The sequence below is a fragment of the Microbacterium sp. SLBN-154 genome (genome assembly GCF_006715565.1).
GTDB lineage: Bacteria > Actinomycetota > Actinomycetes > Actinomycetales > Microbacteriaceae > Microbacterium.
This window is the reverse complement of record NZ_VFNL01000001.1, coordinates 2,505,341-2,527,514: the sequence shown is the minus strand read 5'-3', so window position 1 is coordinate 2,527,514 and position 22,174 is coordinate 2,505,341. Positions and strand designations below refer to the sequence as shown.

22 protein-coding genes are annotated in these 22,174 nt (G+C 68.1%); 15 read left to right on the top strand and 7 right to left on the bottom strand.

All coding sequences use genetic code 11. The features are described 5' to 3' along the window. Positions 1 to 37: 37 nt before the first annotated feature. Positions 38 to 1,030, bottom strand: a complete 993-nt coding sequence (locus FBY40_RS12245; RefSeq protein WP_141939051.1) for a type IV toxin-antitoxin system AbiEi family antitoxin domain-containing protein — start codon at positions 1,028 to 1,030, stop codon at positions 38 to 40. A 210-nt stretch (positions 1,031 to 1,240) separates the two neighbouring features. Continuing rightward, on the bottom strand, positions 1,241 to 2,098 hold the full coding sequence (locus FBY40_RS12240; RefSeq protein ID WP_141940171.1) for a CPBP family intramembrane glutamic endopeptidase: 858 nt from the start codon (positions 2,096 to 2,098) through the stop codon (positions 1,241 to 1,243). Positions 2,099 to 2,275: 177 nt separating this feature from the next. On the opposite strand from FBY40_RS12240, the gene FBY40_RS12235 reads away from it, so the two are divergent. The 3 genes from FBY40_RS12235 (at position 2,276) to FBY40_RS12225 (ending at position 7,017) form a co-directional block, all read left to right on the top strand. Then, the gene (locus FBY40_RS12235) at positions 2,276 to 4,111 is read left to right on the top strand and encodes an ABC transporter family substrate-binding protein (protein WP_141939049.1); all 1,836 of its coding nucleotides are present in this window, start codon (positions 2,276 to 2,278) and stop codon (positions 4,109 to 4,111) included. A 186-nt stretch (positions 4,112 to 4,297) separates the two neighbouring features. After that, on the top strand, positions 4,298 to 5,815 hold the full coding sequence (locus tag FBY40_RS12230) for an ABC transporter permease (protein WP_141939047.1): 1,518 nt from the start codon (positions 4,298 to 4,300) through the stop codon (positions 5,813 to 5,815). Further along, positions 5,815 to 7,017 carry an ABC transporter permease gene (locus tag FBY40_RS12225; protein WP_141939044.1) on the top strand — a complete coding sequence of 401 codons (1,203 nt, stop codon included), beginning with the start codon at positions 5,815 to 5,817 and terminating at the stop codon, positions 7,015 to 7,017. The genes FBY40_RS12230 and FBY40_RS12225 overlap by 1 nt, the downstream gene beginning before the upstream one ends. 10 nt (positions 7,018 to 7,027) lie before the next feature. Here FBY40_RS12225 and FBY40_RS12220 read toward each other — a convergent pair whose 3' ends face one another. Further along, positions 7,028 to 7,636 carry a PH domain-containing protein gene (locus FBY40_RS12220; RefSeq protein ID WP_141939043.1) on the bottom strand — a complete coding sequence of 203 codons (609 nt, stop codon included), beginning with the start codon at positions 7,634 to 7,636 and terminating at the stop codon, positions 7,028 to 7,030. 32 nt (positions 7,637 to 7,668) lie between these two features. Here FBY40_RS12220 and FBY40_RS12215 point away from each other — a divergent pair, with 32 nt between their 5' ends. After that, the gene (locus tag FBY40_RS12215; RefSeq protein ID WP_141939041.1) at positions 7,669 to 9,438 is read left to right on the top strand and encodes a dipeptide ABC transporter ATP-binding protein; all 1,770 of its coding nucleotides are present in this window, start codon (positions 7,669 to 7,671) and stop codon (positions 9,436 to 9,438) included. Between the two features lie 127 nt (positions 9,439 to 9,565). After that, entirely contained in the window at positions 9,566 to 11,479 is a 1,914-nt protein-coding gene (gene typA / locus FBY40_RS12210; protein WP_124293560.1) for a translational GTPase TypA, read from the top strand. Positions 11,480 to 11,506: 27 nt separating this feature from the next. Here the strand turns inward: typA and FBY40_RS12205 are convergent, their stop codons facing one another. Next, positions 11,507 to 12,055, bottom strand: a complete 549-nt coding sequence (locus FBY40_RS12205; protein ID WP_141939039.1) for a helix-turn-helix domain-containing protein — start codon at positions 12,053 to 12,055, stop codon at positions 11,507 to 11,509. Between the two features lie 105 nt (positions 12,056 to 12,160). Here FBY40_RS12205 and FBY40_RS12200 point away from each other — a divergent pair, with 105 nt between their 5' ends. The 6 genes from FBY40_RS12200 (at position 12,161) to FBY40_RS12175 (ending at position 16,530) form a co-directional block, all read left to right on the top strand. After that, on the top strand, positions 12,161 to 12,877 hold the full coding sequence (locus FBY40_RS12200; RefSeq protein WP_141939037.1) for an AzlC family ABC transporter permease: 717 nt from the start codon (positions 12,161 to 12,163) through the stop codon (positions 12,875 to 12,877). Then, the gene (locus FBY40_RS12195) at positions 12,874 to 13,188 is read left to right on the top strand and encodes an AzlD domain-containing protein (protein ID WP_141939031.1); all 315 of its coding nucleotides are present in this window, start codon (positions 12,874 to 12,876) and stop codon (positions 13,186 to 13,188) included. The genes FBY40_RS12200 and FBY40_RS12195 overlap by 4 nt, the downstream gene beginning before the upstream one ends. A gap of 38 nt (positions 13,189 to 13,226) precedes the next feature. After that, positions 13,227 to 13,619 (top strand): histidinol dehydrogenase, encoded by a 393-nt coding sequence (locus FBY40_RS12190; RefSeq protein ID WP_141939023.1) that lies wholly within the window; start codon positions 13,227 to 13,229, stop codon positions 13,617 to 13,619. 4 nt (positions 13,620 to 13,623) lie between these two features. Continuing rightward, positions 13,624 to 13,944: a ferredoxin gene (gene fdxA / locus FBY40_RS12185; protein ID WP_141939021.1), complete on the top strand. Its 321-nt coding sequence runs from the start codon at positions 13,624 to 13,626 to the stop codon at positions 13,942 to 13,944. Between the two features lie 2 nt (positions 13,945 to 13,946). Beyond that, entirely contained in the window at positions 13,947 to 15,062 is a 1,116-nt protein-coding gene (gene dapC / locus FBY40_RS12180; RefSeq protein ID WP_141939020.1) for a succinyldiaminopimelate transaminase, read from the top strand. A 172-nt stretch (positions 15,063 to 15,234) separates the two neighbouring features. Then, entirely contained in the window at positions 15,235 to 16,530 is a 1,296-nt protein-coding gene (locus FBY40_RS12175) for a citrate synthase (protein WP_141939018.1), read from the top strand. Positions 16,531 to 16,555: 25 nt separating this feature from the next. Here the strand turns inward: FBY40_RS12175 and ppk2 are convergent, their stop codons facing one another. After that, positions 16,556 to 17,398 carry a polyphosphate kinase 2 gene (gene ppk2, locus FBY40_RS12170; RefSeq protein WP_141939016.1) on the bottom strand — a complete coding sequence of 281 codons (843 nt, stop codon included), beginning with the start codon at positions 17,396 to 17,398 and terminating at the stop codon, positions 16,556 to 16,558. A 10-nt stretch (positions 17,399 to 17,408) separates the two neighbouring features. Further along, a complete protein-coding gene (dapD, locus tag FBY40_RS12165; protein ID WP_141939014.1) occupies positions 17,409 to 18,365 on the bottom strand; it encodes a 2,3,4,5-tetrahydropyridine-2,6-dicarboxylate N-succinyltransferase in 957 nt (318 codons plus the stop codon). Between the two features lie 71 nt (positions 18,366 to 18,436). On the opposite strand from dapD, the gene dapE reads away from it, so the two are divergent. The 3 genes from dapE (at position 18,437) to FBY40_RS12150 (ending at position 20,985) form a co-directional block, all read left to right on the top strand. After that, positions 18,437 to 19,510: a succinyl-diaminopimelate desuccinylase gene (gene dapE / locus FBY40_RS12160; protein WP_141939012.1), complete on the top strand. Its 1,074-nt coding sequence runs from the start codon at positions 18,437 to 18,439 to the stop codon at positions 19,508 to 19,510. Continuing rightward, positions 19,495 to 20,724 (top strand): hypothetical protein, encoded by a 1,230-nt coding sequence (locus FBY40_RS12155; RefSeq protein ID WP_235014851.1) that lies wholly within the window; start codon positions 19,495 to 19,497, stop codon positions 20,722 to 20,724. The genes dapE and FBY40_RS12155 overlap by 16 nt, the downstream gene beginning before the upstream one ends. 90 nt (positions 20,725 to 20,814) lie before the next feature. Next, complete coding sequence (locus tag FBY40_RS12150) at positions 20,815 to 20,985, top strand: DUF3117 domain-containing protein (RefSeq protein WP_124293549.1); 171 nt, start codon at positions 20,815 to 20,817, stop codon at positions 20,983 to 20,985. 80 nt (positions 20,986 to 21,065) lie between these two features. Here the strand turns inward: FBY40_RS12150 and FBY40_RS12145 are convergent, their stop codons facing one another. Beyond that, complete coding sequence (locus tag FBY40_RS12145; RefSeq protein ID WP_141939010.1) at positions 21,066 to 21,704, bottom strand: O-methyltransferase; 639 nt, start codon at positions 21,702 to 21,704, stop codon at positions 21,066 to 21,068. A gap of 85 nt (positions 21,705 to 21,789) precedes the next feature. Between FBY40_RS12145 and FBY40_RS12140 the strand changes: the two genes are divergently transcribed. Next, the gene (locus FBY40_RS12140) at positions 21,790 to 22,170 is read left to right on the top strand and encodes a Sec-independent protein translocase TatB (RefSeq protein WP_141939008.1); all 381 of its coding nucleotides are present in this window, start codon (positions 21,790 to 21,792) and stop codon (positions 22,168 to 22,170) included. Positions 22,171 to 22,174: the final 4 nt, after the last annotated feature.

The window sequence follows — 22,174 nt, the reverse complement described above, 5'->3', positions numbered from 1 at the left end:
CCAGCGAGAGTGCATCTGGGTGCCGAGAATGCGGGGTTCACCCGTGCTTTCGGCGCCCCGATGCATTCTCGCGAAAGAGGATGCGACGGACGGTGACGAGTTCAGCTGTGTTCTCCGGTGCGATCGGTCGAAGCCCGACGCTGCGCAGAGTCGCTCGGAGTGGCGCGACAGCAGTGACGTCGTTCCATCCCCAGTGCGCGGCCGCGGCGATGCTCTCCAGCAGGCGCTGATCACGACGACCTTGCCGTCGGAGGATCTCCATCGGGTTTCCATACCGACCGTCGTACTTGACGTCGCCGTCGGCTTCGCCGATGACACTGAGGGTGGGCCAGTGGAAGTCCGCGCGATCTTCCACACCCGCACCGGAGCGGAAGACGACCTGGAGGTCGGGCTCCGGGAATCCGAGCCACTCGATCACGGCGCGACTGACCGACTCGAGCACGGTTTCGGCGACGGGCGTCGCCCGCGAAAGGGCCCACCGAGCTGCCCCGCGCCCCCGACCGCTGATCCGCTCAGCGTTGCGTCCGAGGAGCTCATCCTGGCTCAAGCCGGCGTCGGATCGGAGCGCGTAGTCGCTCATCGCCAGCCCGAGCGACGAGTGGCGATATCGGGCGAGGTCGACCGCCGTGTCGGCCAGGCTCGTGATCGCGAATCCGTCGGCCACGAGGATGTCGCGGTCCGTGCCGGATCGGTGCGTGCGGACGCCGCCGCCGAACCGCGAGGTGTCTCCCGTGCCGACCAGGACATGAACGACCTCGGGATCACCGAAGACCGGCCCGCCCAGGAGTGCAGCGGCGGACTCGTGACTGAACGTCGCGTCGGGGTGCGTGAGTTTGACCGCGTGGACGCGGGCGAGGTAGCGGTCCCAGGGTGCGAGATTGCGCCACCGTTCTGCGGGCGTGTACACACCCCTTCGCACTCGGACCAGAGCGCCGCGTGCGACCGCACGTTCGGGATGCGGAACGCTCCGCGCCTTCAAGAGCGGCAGCGGACTGGGAGCGACCACGACCGTCGATGAGGAGGTGAACATCCGTTCACCCTCACGGTGAAGTCGGGTAGCGGTGCGCTCGTCTCGCCGGATTGTGGATGACTTTCGGTGACGCCGTCCTGTGGAGGAGCCTCGTCAGCCCTCCGTCTGGCGACCAGAATCCGTCTGCACGCCGAGAATGCGGGGTCGCCCCGCACCCTCGGCGCCCAGATGCACTCTCGCCGGAGGGGGAGGGGGAGGGGGCCGAGCGGGTCAGAGGGTGGGGGAGGGAGACGGGGTGGGGGCAAAGGTGGGGGAGGGAGACGGGGCGGGGATGGGGGCGAAGACGCCAGGGAAGAGGGCGACGGCGAGCGGGTAGCCGACGAACGCGACGATATCGATGAGGGTGTGCGTGATCACCAGCGGCATCACGCGTCCCCAGCGGCGGTAGCACCAGCCGAAGACGACCCCCATCACGAAGTTCCCGATGATCGCGCCGACACCCTGATACGCGTGATAGGCCGCACGCAGGCCCGCGGTGGCGAGGATGATCGCCCACCACGACCATCCGACGCGCCGCAGGCGGTCGAAGAGGTACCCGAGGAAGATGACCTCCTCGGTGAGGCCGGCCCGGAGGGCGGCGAGGAGCAGAAGCGGCACCGTGTACCACGCGGCATCCAGCGGCGAGGCCACCACGGCGACCGTCACCCCGAGAGAGCGGCCGAGGACGTAGAGGCCGAGGCCGGGGATGCCGATGACGAGGCCGAGGAGCACGGCGCGACCGACGTCGCCGCCGAAGCGACGGAAGTCGAGGCCGATCTTGGCGAAGGCGCTCTTCCCCGGTTCCCACAGCAGGTAGATGACCAGGGCGACCAGGGCCAGGGAGAACAAGATGTCGAGCAGCTGATAGACGAGGTCCCAGATGGCGGCGGCGTCGCGCGAGGGATTCAACTGGGTCTGCTGGTCGGAGATCCGACGGTCCTCTTCGAGGGCGCGGATGATCGACCGGACGAACGACAGGATGCTGTAGACCGCACTCTGACCGACCGTGATGGCCAGCACGATGCCGATCTCCCACCACGTCCGGGTCCGGGAGAACCCCGTGGGATTCCTCACATCTTCCGGGGGCATCACGGCGGCCATCTTGTCAGATTGTCACATCGCCGTCGCTCTGAGTTAAGGCTCTGTAACGTTTTGGGCCACCCTTTTGACCATCCGCAGAGGGCGTGCTTAGGGTTTCGGTATCCGCGCGGCGTCAGGTCCAGGCCTTTCGTGTGCGCACAACCCTGCACAGGAGGAACAGTGAGAATGAAGCGCTTCTCGATCGCGGTGGGACTCACCGCGGTCGGCGCACTCGTGATCTCGGGCTGCGCCCCGGGCGGCGGCGGCGATGCCGGCGACGACTCGGGTCTGGTCGAAGGATCGTCCATCACCGCGGCGTGGAACCAGGCGTTCTACTCGATGAACGGCAACACGTCGTTCGGAAACGCCACCGCCAACAACAACATCAACTACCTGGTGTTGGACGGCTTCAACTACTACAACAACACGCCCGAGCTCATCGAGAACACCTCGTTCGGCACCTACGAGCTCGTCAGCGAAGACCCGCTGACGGTCACCTTCACGGTCAACGAGGGCGTCAACTGGTCCGACGGCACCCCGATCGACGCCGCTGACCTCATGCTCAACTGGGCCGCCCTCTCGCGCGCGCTGGACACCCCGGACTTCGACCCGGCCGAGTTCACCGACCCCGAGACCGGTGAGTTCACCGACGCATTCCCCACCGACGTCGTCTACTTCGACTCCGGCGCCACGCCCGAGTCCGGAATGGGCCTGGTCAGCGAGACCCCCGAGGTCGGCGAAGACGGTCGCTCCATCACCATGACCTTCGACCAGCCCTTCGTGGACTGGGAGCTCGTCTTCACCTCGCCGCTTCCGGCGCACGTGATCGCGAAGAACGCCCTCGGTCTCGAGGACAACGAGGAGGCCAAGCAGGCCGTCCTCGACGCGATCGAGTCCAACGACGCCGCCGCGCTCGCGCCGATGGCCTCGTTCTGGAACTCGGGCTTCAACTTCACCTCGATGCCCGACGACCCCGAGCTGGTCACCGCCAGCGGCCCGTACATGATCAGCGACTTCGTCGCCGACGAGTACATCACCCTGACGGCCAACCCCGAGTACTCCGGTGACAACACCGCGAACATCGAGGAGATCACCGTCCGCTTCATCCCCGACCCGCTCGCAGCGGTTCAGGCGCTGGAGAACGGCGAGGTGGACATCATCCAGCCGCAGGCGACCGCCGACATCACCACGGCGCTCGAGGGCATCGACGGCATCACCGTGAACACCGGCCTCGGTGGCACGTACGAGCACGTCGACCTGCAGTTCGACCAGGGGCGCAACCCGGAGAACATCTTCTCCAACCCCCAGGTGCGTGAGGCCTTCATGAAGACCATCCCGCGTCAGGAGATCGTCGACACCCTCATCAAGCCGATCATCGGCGACGACGCGATCCTCCGTGACTCGCAGCTGTTCGTCCCCGGTGCCGCGGGCTACGACGAGGCCGCCTCGACCAACACGTCGGCGGACTACGCCGAGGTCGACATCGAGGGTGCCCGCCAGCTCCTGGAGGAGTCGGGCGTCACCAACACCGAGGTCTGCATCCTGTACGCCTCGAACAACCCGCGTCGTGTCAACGAGTTCGCGCTCATCCAGCAGTCGGCCAACGAGGCCGGCTTCAACGTCACCGACTGTGGCTCCGAGGACTGGGGAGGCCTGCTGGGCACCCCCGGCGCCTACGACGCCTCGCTGTTCGGATGGCAGTCGACGAGCCTGGGTGTCACCAACTCGCTGCCGACCTTCGTCACCGGTGGTATCAACAACCTCAACTTCTACTCGAACGAGCGCGTTGACGAGATCATCACCGAGCTGAACACCACCTTCGACGAGGAGACTCAGATCGAGCTCCAGGTCGAGATGGACCGTCTGCTGTGGGAGGACTTCTACGGCGTGACGATCTACCAGTTCCCCGAGGTCACTGCCTTCAGCGACCGCGTGACGAACATCGACCCGTCGATCCTCGCGCCGACCATCTTCTGGAACGCGTGGGACTGGGAAGTCACGGACGCCGGCTCGGAGGAGTAAGCGAGACCACGGTCTGACTCGGGCACCGGCCCGAGACCCGCACCAAGGTCGGGGGGTGCAGATTCCCTCGGGAATCTGCACCCCTCCCGCTTGTTAGACTTCTCCCCGCGGCAGCCGCGCGCTCGAGCTGCATCCCCCGCTCCCGCGCGCGCCGTGCCGACTCATCGATAGGCAGGCAGCCTCACCATGGCTTCATTCATCATCCGGCGGTTGATCGCATCGATCTTCGTGCTCTTCGCCGCCACGTTCTTGATGTACATGCTGGTCTCGCTCTCGGGTGACCCCCTCGAGGAACTCCGGCAGTCCAACGCTCCGAACAAAGCGGAGCTCATGGAAGCTCGCACGCGGCTTCTGAACCTGGATGTCCCCGCACCGCTTCGCTACTTCCTGTGGCTCGGCGGACTCTTCCGCGGCGACCTCGGCATCAGCATCCAGAACCAGTCGGTCAACGCCCTCCTTTCCAACGCACTGACGTCGACGCTGACGCTGGTGACGACGGCGACGGTCGTGGCGATCGTCCTGGGCATCACGGTCGGCATCATCTCGGCGCTTCGTCAGTACACCGGCTTCGACTACGCGGTCACCCTCATCGCGTTCCTCTTCTTCTCCCTCCCGATCTTCTGGGTCGCGGTGCTGCTGAAGCAGTACGGTGCGATCCAGCTGAACTCGTGGCTGGCCGATCCGACGATCGCGATACCGGCGATCGTGGTGATATCTCTGATCGCCGGTGTCCTGTGGATGTCGCTGATCGGCGGCCACTGGAAGCGCCGTCTGATCGTGTTCGGTGCCGCGACCCTCGCCACCGCGGGAGTGCTCGCCTACCTGTCGGCGACGCAGTGGTTCGCCGATCCGAGCATCGGGATCGTGGTCTACGCGGCGCTCGTCATCGGCATCGCCTTCGGGATCACCGCCATCTCCACGGGACTGCGCAACCGCAAGGCGCTGTACGCGGCATTGGCCGTCGCGGTACTCGGCATCGCGCTGTACTTCCCGATGATGAACTACATCCTCAACGGGATGACGCTGGGCTTCTTCGTCCTGCTGGCCGTGCTGACCATCGTGGTGACCGGTGCGATCGGGTGGTTCTTCGGAGCTCCCGACCGCGGCCCGGTCATCCGCACCGCCATCCTCGTCGGAGTCTTCGCCGCCGGTCTCATCGCCCTCGACAAGTACATGTCGTACTGGGAGGCCTACGCCAACTCCAGCCGGATCCGCGGCCGGCCGATCGCGACCGTGGGTGCATCGACTCCCGGTCTCGGAGGCAACTTCTGGGTGCAGGGCATCGACCTCTACACCCACCTGCTGCTCCCGACGATCGCGATCGTCCTGATCTCGTTCGCGTCGTACACGCGCTACTCGCGCGCCAGCCTCCTCGAGGTGATGAACCAGGACTACATCCGCACGGCGCGTTCGAAGGGCCTGACCGAGCGCACGGTGGTCGTCCGCCACGCCTTCCGCAACGCACTCATCCCGATCACGACGATCATCGCGTTCGATGTCGGCGCCCTGGTCGGCGGTGCGGTGGTCACGGAGACGATCTTCGGCTGGACCGGGATGGGGCGCTTGTTCGTCGACGCGCTCCGCGTCTCCGATCCGAACCCGATCATGGCGTTCTTCGTCGTCACCGGGACGCTCGCCGTCTTGTTCAACCTCATCGCGGACCTCGTCTACGCCGCGCTCGACCCGAGAATCAAGGTGGGCTGATGAGCACCGTCACACAAGGACCCGACAACCGCGAGGCCGAGGCCACCGCGGAGATCTCCATCGAGCAGCGCGAGACCGAGGGCCTGAGTCAGGGCCAGATCGTCCGCCGCCGGTTCTTCCGGCACCGTGCGGCCGTCACCTCGATGATCGTGCTGGCCTTCATCGTGGTGCTGTCCTTCACCTCGGTGGGGATCGAGATCGGAAGTCTCCGCATCCCGGGATGGTGGCAGTACGACTGGCGGGAGATCCCGACGGTCGAGAACCGCGGTGCCCCGACACTGAGCCTCATCCCCGAGTTCCTCGGCGGTGCGGGCCTGGCCTTCGGGAATCACCCGTTCGGTCAGGACGAGGTCGGTCGCGATACCTTCGCGGTCGTCATGCGCGGCGCACAGCAGTCGCTGATGGTCATGGTCATCGCCGGTGTCGTGGCAACGATCATCGGCGTCGTGATCGGCGCCGTCGCCGGGTACTACCGCAAGTGGGCCGACTCGGTGCTGATGCGCTTCACCGACATCATCATCACGATCCCGCTCATCGTCATCGGCGCGGTGCTCGGAAACGCGCTCGGCAACCTCGGAGCCGCCGTCCTCGGCGTCGTCATCGGCCTATTCGCGTGGACGACCCTGGCGCGTCTCGTGCGCGGGGAGTTCCTGACGCTGCGCGAGCGCGAGTTCGTCGATGCCGCCCGGGTGTCGGGTGCGCGTGATCGACGCATCATCTTCCGCCACATCCTCCCCAACGCCGTCGGCGTGATCGTCGTGAACGCGACGCTCCTCATGGCCGGTGCGATTCTGCTGGAGTCCGCGCTGAGCTTCCTCGGCTTCGGCGTGCAGTCACCCGACACCTCACTCGGGAAGATCGTCTCCGACAACCAGGCGGCGTTCTCCACGCGCCCGTGGCTGTTCTGGTGGCCGGGTATCTTCATCATCGCGATCGCGCTGTGCGTGAACTTCATCGGCGACGGGCTGCGCGACGCGTTCGACCCTCGCCAGAAGAAGATGCCGAGCGAGCGGGCCATGGCCCGCGCCGGTCGCGCGAAGGGACCGGCGGCGCCGATCCTCGACCGTGTCGACCCCCGCGAGCCGGCGTCGGTCACGGTCGCCGGAGAAGCCGTCTACACGGGCGACGTCGAGAACTATCACGACCCCCGCCCCGAAGAGCCCGGCGATGCCGGTCACGGCCGGTTCGATCCGGAGCGCTGAGATGGCGCTTCTACAGCGCGAGCCCGAGGATGGTCGCCGCGCCGCTGATCGCGAGCGCGGCGATCGTGCCCACGTGCCAGGTGATCTTCTCGGCCTCGGGGTCCTCCCCGGGGGCGAGGAGGCCCTGCGCGCGAAGCGCCTCCCACTGGCCGCGGATGAGCTGGGCGAGGTTGCCGGTCGGCGTCGAGACGGCGTCGCTCGGGCGGAGCGAGCCGAATTCACCGCGGGCGCTCTCACCCACCCCGTCGAAGTCCTTCTCGGCGAGTCCGAGTGCGCGGTGCCGGCCCGGCGCGGGCGCCGCCCACACCGGCACCTTGCCGCGACCGGTCCGCAGCGTCAGCGCGAAGCGGGTATCGATGTCGCGGATCGCCGGCCACGGCACGAAGTGCGTGCGCAGCACGTTGACGACCGTCACCCCGTGCGGTTCGACCTTCAGGCGAGGTCGCCAGAAGAAGGTCCACGCCAGCACCGCGATGAACACCAGGGGCCACGAGTAGCGCAGCCCCGATCCCGGGTCATCCACCCACAGCGCGATGATTCCCCCCGCGCACAACACCACGGTCACGACAGCGAGGATGCGGCCGAACATCGGCCTGTAGTCGACCTCCTGGAACGCCATGACCCCAAGCTTCTCAGATGGGATGCCACCGCATGACTGACACCACCGCCAACACCGGCGCCCCCGAGACGATCCTCGAGGTCGACGGCCTCAACGTCGACTTCTGGGTGGACGGGGAGTTCTACCCGGCCGCGGTCGACATGAACTACACCGTCCGCCGCGGCGAAGTCCTCGCCATCGTGGGTGAGTCGGGTTCGGGTAAGTCCACCAGTTCGATGTCGCTGCTGGGCCTGCTGCCCGAGAACGCCCGGGTCACCGGGTCGATCAAGCTCCTCGGCCGTGAGCTCCGCGGCGTCGACCAGGCCACCATCCGGTCGCTGCGCGGAAACGAGATCGCGGTGATCTTCCAGGAGCCGATGACGGCCCTGAACCCGGTCTACACGATCGGCTTCCAGATCGTCGAGGCCCTCCGCTCGCACGACCGTTCGCTCGCACCCTCGGCGGCGAAGGAGCGCGCCATCGAGCTGCTGAGCCTGGTGGAGATGCCCAACCCCGAGCAGTCCTTCCACAAGTACCCGCACCAGCTCTCCGGCGGTCAGCGGCAGCGCGCCATGATCGCCCAGTCGATCTCGTGCGACCCCCTGCTGCTCATCGCCGACGAGCCGACCACGGCGCTGGATGTCACGGTGCAGGCCGAGATCCTCGACCTGCTCCGAAACCTCCACAAGCGCCTGGACTCGGCCATCATCCTGATCACCCACGACATGGGGGTCGTCGCCGACCTCGCCGACCGCATCATGGTGATGAAGAACGGCATCGTGGTGGAGGCCGGTTCGGTGGACGAGATCTTCCATCACCCGACGCACCCTTACACCCAGCAGCTGCTGGCTTCGGTGCCGCACCTCGGCCTCGGGGTGCTCGAGCCGATCGACGAGTCCGCCGCCGACGAGGTGGTCAGCGAGACCTCGGCCGTTCCCACCATCGCCTCGATCCGCGAGCACGCCAACACCCAGCGCGTCGTCGAGACGCGGGAGCCGGTGCTGTCGTTCGAGGATGTCGCGATCGAGTACCCCAAGCGGGGACGGATCCCCGCATTCCGCGCGGCCGAGCACATCGATCTGCAGATCTATCCCGGCGAGATCATGGGGCTCGTGGGGGAGTCCGGGTCGGGCAAGACCACGATCGGTCGTGCCGCGATCGGCCTCATCCCGATCGCGGAGGGGAAGCTCACCACCGTCGGCACCGACATCTCCCACGCCACGCAGAAGGATCTCTTCGCCATCCGCCGCCGGACCGGGATCGTCTTCCAGGACCCGGCGTCGTCGCTGAACCCCCGGATGCCGATCGGTCAGTCGATCGGTGAGCCGATCCTCCTCGCCGGCGAGGCCAAGGGCAAGGACCTCGATCGCAAGGTCGAGGACCTTCTCGACCAGGTCGAGCTGCCGCGTTCGTACCGGAACCGCTTCCCGCACGAGCTGTCGGGCGGTCAGCGCCAACGTGTGGGCATCGCCCGTGCCCTGGCCCTCGCCCCCGAGCTGCTCGTCGCCGACGAGCCGACCTCGGCGCTGGACGTCTCGGTGCAGGCGCGCTTCCTCGATCTCCTCCAGGAGCTGCAGCAGGAGCTGCAGTTCGCGTGCCTGTTCATCAGCCACGACCTGGCTGTGGTCGACATCCTCGCCCACCGCATCAGCGTGATGCACCTCGGGAAGCTCGTGGAGACCGGAACGCGTGATGAGATCCTCCGCGGCGCGAAGGATCCCTACACCCAGCGACTGATCGCCGCGGTCCCGGTGCCCGACCCCGAGGCGCAGCGGGAGCGCCGGGAGGCACGTGCGGCACTCCTGGGACGTTCGGCGAGCTGACGCCGACGGCGCCGCCGGAGGACTCCGCTCCGCGCCTGCGAGGCTCCTGAACGGGTCGCGCAGGCGTGGACGGTAGGATGGGGTCCGCCCGATTCCGGGCTCTTCCCACAGCTTCAAGGATTCCCTCATGGCGCGCGCCCTCCGTCCGGACCTCCGCAACGTCGCGATCGTCGCGCACGTCGACCACGGCAAGACCACCCTCGTGGACGCGATGCTGCGGCAGACCGGGTCGTTCGGCGACCACGCCCACGTCGAAGAGCGGGCGATGGACTCCAACGACCTGGAGCGCGAGAAGGGGATCACGATCCTCGCCAAGAACACCGCGATCACCTACAACGGCGCTCACACCGATGTGCCGGTGACGATCAATGTCATCGACACGCCCGGTCACGCCGACTTCGGCGGCGAGGTGGAGCGAGGTCTGTCGATGGTCGACGGCGTGGTGCTGCTGGTCGACGCCAGCGAGGGCCCTCTTCCCCAGACGCGGTTCGTGCTTCGCAAGGCCCTGGAGGCCAAGCTCCCCGTCATCCTGCTGGTGAACAAGACCGACCGGCCCGACGCGCGCATCGCCGAGGTCGAGGAGGAGGCGCACGACCTGCTGCTCGGTCTCGCCTCCGACCTGCAGGACGACGTGCCCGACCTCGACGTCGACGCGCTCCTCGACGTGCCCGTCGTGTACGCATCGGGGCGCGCAGGGGCTGCCTCGCGCACCCGCCCGGCCAATGGCGAGCTCCCCGACAACGACGATCTCGAGCCGCTGTTCGAGGCCATCCTCCAGCACGTGCCCGCGCCGTCCTACGACGACGAGGCTCCGCTCCAGGCCTGGGTCACCAACCTCGACTCCAGCCCCTTCCTCGGGCGCCTCGCGCTCCTGCGCGTGTTCAACGGCACGCTGAAGAAGGGTCAGACCGTCGCGTGGGTTCGCCATGACGGCTCGCACTCCACCGCGCGGATCACGGAGCTGCTGAAGACCCGTGCGCTCGAGCGCTACCCCGCCGAGGAGGCCGGCCCCGGAGACATCGTCGCCATCGCCGGTTTCGAGGACATCACCATCGGCGAAACCATCGCCGATCCCGAGGATGTTCGGCCGCTGCCGGCGATCACCGTGGACGACCCCGCGATCTCGATGACCATCGGGACGAACACCTCGCCCCTGGTCGGAAAGGTCAAGGGGCACAAGGTCACCGCCCGCATGGTGAAGGACCGCCTCGACCGTGAGCTCATCGGCAACGTGTCGCTGAAGGTGGTCGACATCGGCCGGCCCGACGCCTGGGAGGTGCAGGGCCGCGGCGAGCTCGCCCTCGCCATCCTGGTGGAGAACATGCGACGCGAGGGTTTCGAGCTGACCGTCGGCAAGCCCCAGGTCGTCACCCGCAAGGGTGAGGACGGCAAGGTCAAGGAGCCCTTCGAGCACCTCACGATCGACGCCCCCGAGGAGTATCTCGGCGCCATCACCCAGCTCCTCGCCTCGCGCAAGGGCCGGATGGAGACGATGGTCAACCACGGCACCGGATGGGTGCGCATGGAGTTCGTCGTGCCGTCGCGCGGCCTCATCGGCTTCCGCACCGAGTTCCTCTCGGTCACCCGCGGCACCGGCATCGCCAATGCGATCTCCCACGGATACGACGACTGGGCGGGACACATCCAGTCGCGCCAGAACGGGTCGATCGTGGCCGACCGCGCGGGGGTCGTGACCCCGTTCGCGATGATGGCGCTGCAGGAGCGCATGAGCTTCTTCGTCCAGCCCACCGAAGAGGTGTACGAGGGCATGGTCGTCGGCGAGAACACCCGCGCCGACGACATGGACGTCAACATCACCAAGGAGAAGAAGCTCACCAACATGCGCTCGTCCACCGCCGACGAGCTCGAGCGTCTGACCCCGCCGCGCCAGCTGTCGCTGGAGGAGAGCCTCGAATTCGCGCGCGAGGACGAGTGCGTCGAGGTGACGCCCGAGAAGGTGCGCATCCGCAAGGTGATCCTGGATGCGACCGAGCGCGGTCGCGCAGCCTCGCGCCTGAAGCGCCAGGACGCCAACGTCTGATCGGGACCGTGCCCGTCGCGGGCCGGTTCAGCGCGCTTCCGAGAGCAGGACGGCGGATGTCGCGGGCGCGAGTGCCTCGAACACGTGAGGCGCGTCGCCGGCGTAGGTGAGGAAGTCTCCAGGCTCGAGGGTCACGGGGTCCTCTTCGGGGCCGACCAGTGCTCGGCCCGAGACGAGGACGACGTACTCGACCGTTCCTCTGGGGTGGGGTGCCGATCGGCGTGCTCCGCCGGGATCGGCGCGGATCACATACAGGTCGCGACGGGCTCCCGGGGGGCACGCGGACAGCAGGGCGGCGGCGTAGGGCGCGAGAGCAGAGGGGACCGCCGGCATCTGGCTCGCTCGGACGAGGCGGGTGACCGGGGCCGGATCGTCCACAAAGACGGAGAAGGGGATTCCGAGCGCCGTCGCAATCGCCCAGAGCGTCTCGACGCTGGGGTTTCCCGCTCCGCCCTCCAGCTGAGAGACCGTCGCCTTGGACACCCCTGCGCGCCGCGCGAGCTCCGAGACCGACAGGCCGGCCGCTTCGCGTTCACGACGCAGCGATGTGGCGATGCGAGTGCCGAGCGACTCCATGCGTTCAGTATGTCAAACAATCGTTCGCTTGACTGAAAGATTGTCGTCGTCCAGGATGATTCCGGATCTCCTCCCGGAGCATTCCCCCGAACAGGAGTCCCCGCCATGAACGAGCACGCCGACGCCCGTCAGGCCTGGCGGGATGCCCTCGGCGTCGCGCTGGCCACGAGCGCGTACGGGGTGTCCTTCGGGGCGCTGTCGGTGGCGGCGGGGCTGGATGTCTGGCAGACGTGCGTGCTCAGCCTGCTGATGTTCACGGGAGGGTCGCAATTCGCCTTCGTCGGCATCATCGGCGCAGGGGGAGTGGCGGCTGCTCCCGCCGCGATCGCCTCTGCTGCGCTTCTCGGAGTTCGCAACATCGCCTACGGCATGCGGATGTCGGCGATCGTGGGACCCGGGGCGATGAAGCGGCTGGCAGCCGCCCACGTCACCATCGACGAGTCCACAGCCGTCTCGCTGGCGCGAGGTACGCCGAGAGGGCGGGCGGTCGGCTTCTGGGTGACGGGCGTGGGCATCTACGTCGGGTGGAATCTGTCCACGCTCGCCGGGGCTCTCCTCGGCGACGTCCTCGGCGACCCGCGCACGTGGGGACTCGACGCCGCGGCCGCAGCGGCGTTCCTGGCGCTCCTGTGGCCGCGCCTGCGGGAACGGCAGGCCATCGCGACCGGCATCGCCGCAGCCGTGGTCGCCACGGTTCTCACCCCGGTGCTCCTGCCCGGGGTCCCGGTGCTGGTGGCGGCATTCGTGGCGGTGATCGTCGGCTGGGGCAACCTCCTCGGCCGGGCCCCGACCAGCGCGGTGCCGAAGCGGGAGGTCTCATGACTCTCTGGACAGCGGTCCTCATCGCCTCGATCATCTGCGTGGCGCTGAAGGCGGTCGGATACCTGATCCCGCCGAAGGTTCTGGAGGCACCCCGCCCCGCCCGGATCGCCGATCTGCTCACCGTCGCGCTGCTTGCCGCGCTCGTGGCCGTGCAGACCCTCGGCGCCGGCCAGGCGATCGTCGTCGACGCGCGGGTGCCCGCCGTGCTCGTCGCGGCAGGCCTGCTCCTGCTGCGTGCTCCCTTCCTCGTGGTGGTGGCCGCCGCCGCCCTCACCGCTGCCCTTCTGCGGTGGCTCGGCTGGGCGGCCTGATCGCCGTCGGGGTGACGCGCAGCGCCTACGCTGGTCTGATGCGCACGTCCACCCTCGCCCGCATCCTCACCTGGATCGTCGCGGTCGTGATCGGCGGAGCGTACGGACTGGCGGGGACCATCGCCCACCCTTTCACGCTGTGGGTCCTTCCCGTCGGCCTGGTGCTCGCGATCATCGGGTCGACGGCGCTGCTGATCGCCATCCGCCTCCTCAGCGCAGATCGGTGGACGACGCTCGCCGCCGGACTCGGGATGCTCGCTGCCACGGTGATCTTCTCCGGCGAAGGCCCGGGAGGGAGCGTCATCGTCCCGCAGACGAGCTTCGGAATCGTGTGGACGTTCTCCGTGCCCCTCGTGGTCGCGGTGGTCGTGGCGTGGCCCGACCGGATATCCGTACCGGCGAGGCCTGCCCGTTCGGAGACCATAGACTGATCACGTGACGTATGTGATCGCCCTCCCGTGCGTCGATGTCAAGGATCGCGCCTGCATCGACGAGTGCCCGGTCGACTGCATCTACGAGGGTGAACGCTCTCTGTACATCCACCCCGACGAGTGCGTGGACTGCGGGGCGTGCGAGCCCGTCTGCCCCGTCGAGGCGATCTACTACGAGGACGACCTGCCCGAGGAGTGGCAGGACTACTACACCGCGAACGTCGAGTTCTTCACCGACGTGGGTTCCCCCGGAGGCGCTGCGAAGGTCGGCGTCATCGCGAAGGACCATCCCATCATCGCGGCCCTTCCTCCCCAGGAACACTGATCGTGGGGGTCGCCGACCTCGCCGACTACCCCTGGGATGCCGTCCGACCGTTCGCGGTCCGGGCGCAGCAGCATCCTGACGGCATCGTCGACCTCTCCGTCGGCTCGCCCGTCGATCCCACCCCCGACGTCGTCGCCGCAGCTGTGCGTGACGCAACGGACGCCCACGCCTACCCGCAGACCGCGGGCACACCGGCGCTGCGCGAGGCGATCGCCGCCTGGTACGACCGGAGACGTGGCGTCGCGGGCCTCGAGGCCGATGAGGTGCTGCCGACGGTCGGGTCGAAGGAGTTCGTCGCCCTGCTTCCGCTCCTGCTGGGTGTGGGGCCGGGTGATGTCGTCGTGCATCCGCGCGCGGCGTATCCGACGTACCAGGTGGGCGCGAGGCTCGTGGGCGCCACGCCGATCGCCTCGGACGATCCGTCCGACTGGCCCGATGAGACGCGGCTGGTCTGGCTGAACTCGCCGGGGAACCCCGACGGGGCGGTGTGGGATGTCGCGGCGCTGCGCCGGGGCCGAGAACGCGCGCGCGAGCTCGGCGCGATCCTCGCCTCGGATGAGTGCTACGCCGAGCTCGGCTGGGACGCCCCGTGGAATGCGACCCCGATCCCCTCGGTGCTCGACCCGCGCGTCACGGATGGTGACCGCCGCGGCGTGCTGTCGGTCTACTCGCTGAGCAAGCAGTCCAACCTCGCCGGCTATCGCGCGGCCTTCGTCGCCGGAGACGCCGCTCTTCTCGCCGGGATCCACACCGCCCGCAAGCACCTCGGTCTCATCCCCCCGGCGCCCGTGCAAGCCGCGATGGTCGCCGCACTCGGCGACGACCGCCACGTGGACGAACAGCGCGAGCGCTATCGCCGACGCCGCGACATCCTCCGACCCGCCCTGATCGACGCCGGGTTCCGCATCGACCGCAGCGAAGGCGGCCTGTATCTGTGGGCGACGGAAGGACGCGATGCGTGGGAGAGCCTGTCGGACCTCGCCGATCTGGGCATCCTCGTCGGCCCCGGCACGTTCTACGGACCCCACCATCCGCAGCACATCCGGCTCTCGCTCACGGCGTCGGACGAGCGGATCGAAACCGCGGCGGCACGGTTGCACGCGCGGGGAATCGTCTGACTCCTCCAGTCGATCCGGTGGGGCTTTGGCGATGACAACAGTAGGCGTCACGGCCCGATAGGCTGTAGGCGGCGTCGCGACACGCGTCGTGGGCCGCATCGCTCGGGCAGGAAATCGTGACGCTCGGGCTGGACGACACCCCCGGCACGACCAGGAATCGCGAGGAGGCGCCGTGAGCGACGGAACCCAGCAGGAGAAGGCAACCTTCACGATCGGGGAACGCACCGCCGAATTCCCGGTGCTGGCGGGGACCGACGGCATCCCCAGTGTCGACATCTCCACCTTCATGCGCCAGACCGGGCACACCACCCTCGACTACGGGTTCGTGAACACGTCGGCGACGAAGTCGGCCATCACCTTCATCGACGGCGACAAGGGGATCCTGCGGTATCGCGGCTACCCCATCGAGCAGCTGGCGAAGAACAGCACCTATCTCGAGGTCGCCTGGCTGCTCATCTACGGTGAGCTGCCCACGGCCGACCAGCTCGCGGAGTTCGACAACCGCATCCGTCGCCACACTCTGCTGCACGAGGATCTCAAGCGCTTCTTCTCCGCTCTTCCCCACACGGCCCACCCGATGTCGGTGCTCTCCGCAGCGACGGCGGCGCTGTCGACCTACTATGAGCGCGAGTCCGATCCGAACAATCCCGAGCACGTCGAGCTGAACACCATCCGGATGCTCGCCAAGCTCCCCGTGATCGCCGCCTATGCGCACAAGAAGAGCGTCGGGCAGGCCTTCCTCTACCCCGACAACTCGCTGAGCTTCGTCGACAATTTCCTGAAGCTCAACTTCGGCGTTCTTTCGGAGATCTACGACGTCAACCCCGTGATGACCCGGGCACTCGAGCGGCTGCTGATCCTCCACGAGGACCACGAGCAGAACGCCTCCACCTCGACCGTGCGGCTCGTCGGCTCGACCGGCGCGAACCAGTTCTCCTCGATCTCGGCGGGCATCAACGCGCTGTACGGTCCGCTGCACGGCGGCGCGAACGAGGCGGTGCTGGAGATGCTCGGACGCATCCGCGACTCGGGTGAGGGCGTGCGTCGCTTCGTCGAGCGCGTGAAGAACAAGGAAGACGGTGTGAAGCTCATGGGCTTCGGGCACCGCGTCTACAAGAACTACGACCCGCGCGCCAAGCTGGTCAAGGAATCGGCCGACGAGGTCCTCGAGGCGCTGGGCGTCAGCGATCCGCTGCTGGACCTCGCAAAGGAACTCGAGACGATCGCGCTCGAGGACGACTACTTCAAGGAGCGTCGCCTCTATCCGAACGTGGACTTCTACACGGGCGTGATCTACAAGGCGATGGGCTTCCCCACCCGCATGTTCACCGTGCTGTTCGCGATCGGCCGCCTTCCCGGCTGGCTGGCGCATTGGCGCGAGATGCAGCAGGATCCGCAGACCAAGATCGGCCGTCCGCAGCAGCTGTACACCGGGGCCGTGGAACGGAACTATCCGGGCGAGGCCTGACCCGCCTGCGTCACTCCACTCCGCATCATTCCAGCAGGGGCAGCGGCGGGAGCTTCTCCCCGGCGTGGAGGCGTCGCAGCATCTCGCCCGCGTGGTCGGGCACGTCGTTCTCGAGGTTGCGCGGTGGGCGCTCGTATCCGCCCGAGGCCGGTCGCTCGGGGATCTCGATGACGGGACGCTCGATATCGCGGTACGGGACCTGCGACAGCAGGTGCGCGATCATGTTGAGCCGGCCGCGGCGCTTGTCCTCGTTGTCCACCTCGAACCACGGCGCCTCGGGGATGTCGGTGTGCACGAACATCGTGTCCTTGGCGCGGGAGTAGTCCTCCCATCTGGTGATCGACAGAACATCGTTGGGGCTGAGCTTCCAGCGCCGCATCGGATCCTTCGCCCGCGAGCGGAAGCGACGCTCCTGCTCCACGTCCGAGACGCTGAACCAGTACTTCAGCAGCAGGATGCCGTCTTCCGCCAGCATCCGCTCGAAGATCGGCGCCTGATGCAGGAACCGGTGGTACTCGGCATTGGTGCAGTAGCCCATCACGTGCTCGACACCGGCCCGGTTGTACCAGGAGCGGTCCATCAGGACGATCTCACCGGCCGCGGGCAGGTGGGCGATGTACCGCTGGAAGTACCACTGGGTCCTCTCGCGGTCGGTGGGCGCGGGCAGGGCGACGATCCGCGTGACGCGGGGGTTGAGGTATTCCGACACCCGCTTGATCGTGGAGCCTTTGCCCGCCGCATCCCGGCCCTCGAAGATCACCACGATGCGGGCGCCGGTGGCCTGCACCCATGCCTGCATCTCGACCAGCCGCGCCTGCAGCCGGGCGAGCTCGTTCTCATAGAGTTCCCGTGGGATCCGGCGTGCCATGGCGGCTTCCTTAGGCGTGCAGCGACTCGTTGAGGGTGACGCCCACCCCGGCCCGGCGCACCGCTTCGACGGCGCCGGTGAGCGAGTTGCGGCGGAAGAGCAGGCCGCCGCGGCCCGACAGCTCGGCGCCCTTCGCGAGGGGCTGCGTTCCGTCGGCGCGGGCAGGCTCGTCGGCGAGCACGATCTTGGTGCCGGCGGTGACGTAGAGGCCCGCCTCGACGACGCAGTCGTCACCGAGGGAGATGCCGATTCCGGCATTGGCCCCCAGGAGCGTTCGTCGGCCGATGGAGATGCGATGCGATCCGCCGCCCGACAGCGTCCCCATGATCGAGGCGCCGCCGCCGATGTCGCTCCCGTCGCCCACGATCACGCCCTGCGAGATCCTGCCCTCGACCATCGATGCGCCGAGCGTCCCGGCGTTGAAATTGACGAAGCCCTCGTGCATGACCGTGGTGCCGGGGGAGAGGTAGGCGCCCAGACGCACTCTGGACGCATCGGCGATGCGCACCCCGGTCGGCGTGACGTAGTCGAGCAGTCGCGGGAACTTGTCGAGTCCCTGAACCTGGATTCCGTCGCGGCTCAGGAACGGACGAAGACGCGTGAGATCGTCGGGATGCATGGGCCCGGCCGTCGTCCAGGCGACGTTCGGAAGCTGGCCGAAGATGCCGTCGAGGTTCAGATCGTTGGGGGCGACGAGACGGTGCGACAGCGCGTGAAGGCGGAGATACGCGTCCGCCGTGGAAGTGGGAGGGTGGTCGAGATCGATCTCGAGCGCGACGACGTCGATGTCGACGGCCCGACGGGGGTCGGGGACGGCGTGACGCTCGATGTCGGAGGGCGCCAGCGCCGGATCGAAGCCGGTGGGGAGCCGCCCCACGCGCGGCTCGGGAAACCAGGCATCCAGAGCGGTGCCGTTCTCGGCGATCGTCGACAGCCCTATTCCCCACACCCAGCGGTCTTCACTCATACCTCCACGGTAGCGAACCGGAGCCGGCCACCAGACGGTCGGGCCCGTGCGCGCTGGGTAGACTCCAGGGCGTGCCCGCGATCGATCTGTCCGCGTCATCCGTGAATCTCACCCGGACCATCTGCGACATCCCCAGCGTCTCCGGTGAGGAGACCCCGCTGGCCGATGCGATCTTCACGGCGATCGAGGGTCTTCCCCACCTGGAGATCTACCGCGACGGCGACACCATCGTGGCGCGGACGAACCTCGGAAGGGCTCAGCGGGTCGTGATCGCCGGGCACATCGATACCGTGCCGATCAACGCCAACGTCCCCACCCGCGACGTCGATGTCGACGGTGAGGCCTTCCTCTGGGGCCGGGGGACGGTCGACATGAAGGCGGGCGTCGCCGTGCAGCTCAAACTCGCCGCCGAGTTGACCGCGCCCCGCGTGGACCTCACGTGGATGTGGTACGACCACGAGGAGGTCGACGCCGACCTCAACGGCCTGACCCGCCTCGCCCGGACGCGCCCCGATCTGTTCGCCGGCGACTTCGCCATCCTCGGCGAACCCTCCAACGGAACCGTCGAGGGTGGCTGCAACGGCAATCTGCGCGCGATCGTGCGCACCTCGGGCGTCCGCGCCCACAGCGCGCGGGCCTGGGTGGGGGTCAACGCCATCCACGCCGCAGCGCCTGCACTGGCGCGGCTCGCCGAGTACCGTCCGCGTGATGTCAGCGTCGACGGCCTGGTCTATCGCGAGGGGTTGAACGCCGTCCGCATCCACGGCGGCATCGCCGGCAATGTCATTCCCGATGCCTGCGAGATCGAAGTGAACTACCGCTTCGCTCCCAGCCGCAGCGGTCAGGAGGCCGAGCGGCACGTCCGCGACGTCTTCGCGGGATTCGATGTCGAGGTCGTCGATCTCGCCGAAGGGGCCCGGCCGGGGCTGGACGCACCGCTCGCGCAGGAGTTCGTCGACGCCGTCGGTGGCGAGCCCCGCCCCAAGTACGGCTGGACCGACGTCGCGCGGTTCTCGGCCCTCGGAGTGCCCGCCGTCAACTACGGTCCCGGTGATCCGCACCTGGCGCACCACGACGAGGAGCGGGTTGCGCTCGCGCAGATCGAGGACGTCGAGCGCGGGCTCCGGGCGTGGCTGGCGGACTGACCGCCTCGCTCACCGGGCGTCGCGCCGGCGCGGTGCTGTTCCGTCATCCGGCGCTCTTCATCCTCCTCCTCTACGTGGTTGCGAGGGGAGTGACCACCGGGCTCTTCCTCCTCACCTCGGCGTGGGCTCCGGCAGGCAGCCGCTTCGGGCCGGGTGCGGGTCTGGCCGACTACATCGTCGGGTGGGACGCACAGTGGTACTGGCTGATCGCCGTCGAAGGGTACCCCGCGGAGCTGCCCCGCGACGACGAAGGCACGGTCGGAGAGAACGCCTGGGCCTTCATGCCCGTGTTCGCCCTGCTGGCACGGGTGGTGGGCGTGCCCCTGGGGGCCTGGGGTGCAGGCGGGGTCTTGATCGCCCTCGCCGCCGGCTACGGCTGTTGCCTCCTGCTGTGGATGCTGCTGCGCGAGCGCATCGGTCGGATCGCCGCGATGTGGGCGGTGACCTTCTTCGCAAGCGCGCCGCTCGCGGCGATGTTCCAGGTCGCCTACGCCGAGACGCTGTTCCTCCTGCTCCTGCTGTGGATCCTGCGCTGCCTGCAGACCCGTCGATACGGCTGGATCTACCCGGCGGTGGTGCTGATGGCGTACACCCGCCCCGGTGTCCTGGCTGTGGCGCTTCTGTTCGGTCTCTACGGGATCTGGCGTCTCGTCGCCCGGCGGAGGGAGCCGCTGCGCACGGCGGAGGTCGTGCACATCCTCGCTCTCGGGGCGCTGGCCACCGCCACCGGGTTCTCATGGACGTTCATCGCCGGCGCCGTCACCGCCGATCCCACGGCGTATCTGGACACCGAGCTGGCCTGGCGGAGGGTGTGGGTGGGGGACACCGGCGGCTTCCTTCCGTTCGAAGGATGGGCGCAGGCGGCGCAGTTCTGGTTCGGAGTGTGGGGCCTACCCGCGTGGCTCGGATTCGTCGCCCTGGGGCTCGGGGTCGTCCTCGTCGGCGGCCTTCTGCTCTTCGAACCGCACGTCGCGCGTCTCGGCATCGAAGTGCGGCTCTGGGCGGTCAGCTACCTGGTGTACCTGCTGGCGGTCTTCTTCCCTCAGTCCAGCGTGTTCCGGCTGCTGTTCCCCCTCTCACCGCTGTGGGGAGCCTTCGCGGCGCCTCGACATCCGGTCTGGCGGGGATCGGTCCTGGTGCTGTGCGTGCTCGGTCAGTGGTGGTGGATCTGGAACATGTACGGACTCGGCACCTCGTTCTGGCAGATCCCCTGAGCGATCCACGGCACGGGCACGGGGTGATGCCGCGGCACCCGGTGCACCCGATAAACTCGACTGATATACCGACGACGAAAGGGAGCCGCGATGGCAGCCATGAAGCCGCGAACCGGGGATGGGCCGATGGAGGCCGTGAAGGAAGGACGCCTCATCATCGTGCGTGTCCCGCTGGAAGGCGGTGGCCGTCTGGTGGTCTCCGTCAACGACGCGGAAGCGAAGGAGCTCTACGACGTCCTCGGTGAGGTCGTCGGCGCCTGAGCCCTCGCCACAGATTCTGAGAGAAACGACCGGTCCTCGGACCGGTCGTTTCCGTTGTGCCTCGGTCCCTCGGCGTCTCGTCAGGCGTCCGAGCCGACGGTGGTCAGCTGCAGCAGGCTCTCACCCACGATGGAGAGCGCGCCGATCACGGCGGAGGAGGCCAATGTCTCCTGAATGAGCGATCGGTAGGCGGTGGTCACGGCGTCGCGCCGCACGGGATCGGCGACGGCGCCGCCGCGAAGGACCCGGGGCACCAGCACGGTGCCGCCGATACGGGCCAGGCGCAGCCCGTGTTCGACGTACTCCAGAACGCCGTCGGGGTCGGCGTCGATGAGGACGATGTCGTAGGACGCCTCGTTCATGCGGGGGAGCACCTCGGAGGCTCGACCGGTGATGAAGCGTGCGCGGGCCGCGGGGATGCGTGCCTCGGCGAAGGCCTGTCGGGCAGCGCCCAGGTGCTCGGGCTCGTTGTCGATCGTCGTGAGGGTCGCTCGCGGCGACCCGTGGAGGAGCCACAGGCCAGAGACACCGCCCCCGGTACCGATCTCGACGATGTTCAGCGCGCGAGAGGATGCGGCGATGAGCGCGCACTGCGCGCCCACAGCGGCGCTGATCGGCGCGGCGCCGAGCTCGAGGGCGTGGGCTCTCGCGCGGGCGATGTGGTCGGGTTCGGGAGTCGCTTCGTCGGCGAAACGGTGGTTCGCGTCGTGTTCGCCCATGCGCTCGTCCTTCCTGCCGGCCTGCCGCCTCAGCCTACGGTGATCCTGCGGGCTGACTCCTCAGGCGCGGCGGTAATCTGGACGCATGTTCTTCGGGATCACGATCGAGAAGCTTCTGCTGATCGGTGTGATCGCCGCCCTGCTCATCGGTCCCGAACGTCTGCCCCGCTACGCCGAGTCGCTGGCCCGCTTCACCCGCCGTACCCGCGACTTCCTCCAGGGGGCGAAGACCCGGATGCGCGACGAGATGGGGTCGGACTTCGACGACGTCGACTGGCGGTCGCTGGACCCCCGCCAGTACGATCCCCGTCGCATCATCCGGGAGGCACTTCTCGACGACGCGCCCGTGGCCACCGTCCGCGCGGCGCAGGCTGCGTCGGTCGTGACGGCGATGGAAGCCGCGCCCGCGCGCAAGACGTCGCTCGCCGCGGGTGAGCAGCCTCCCTTCGACAGCGAAGCCACCTGACGAA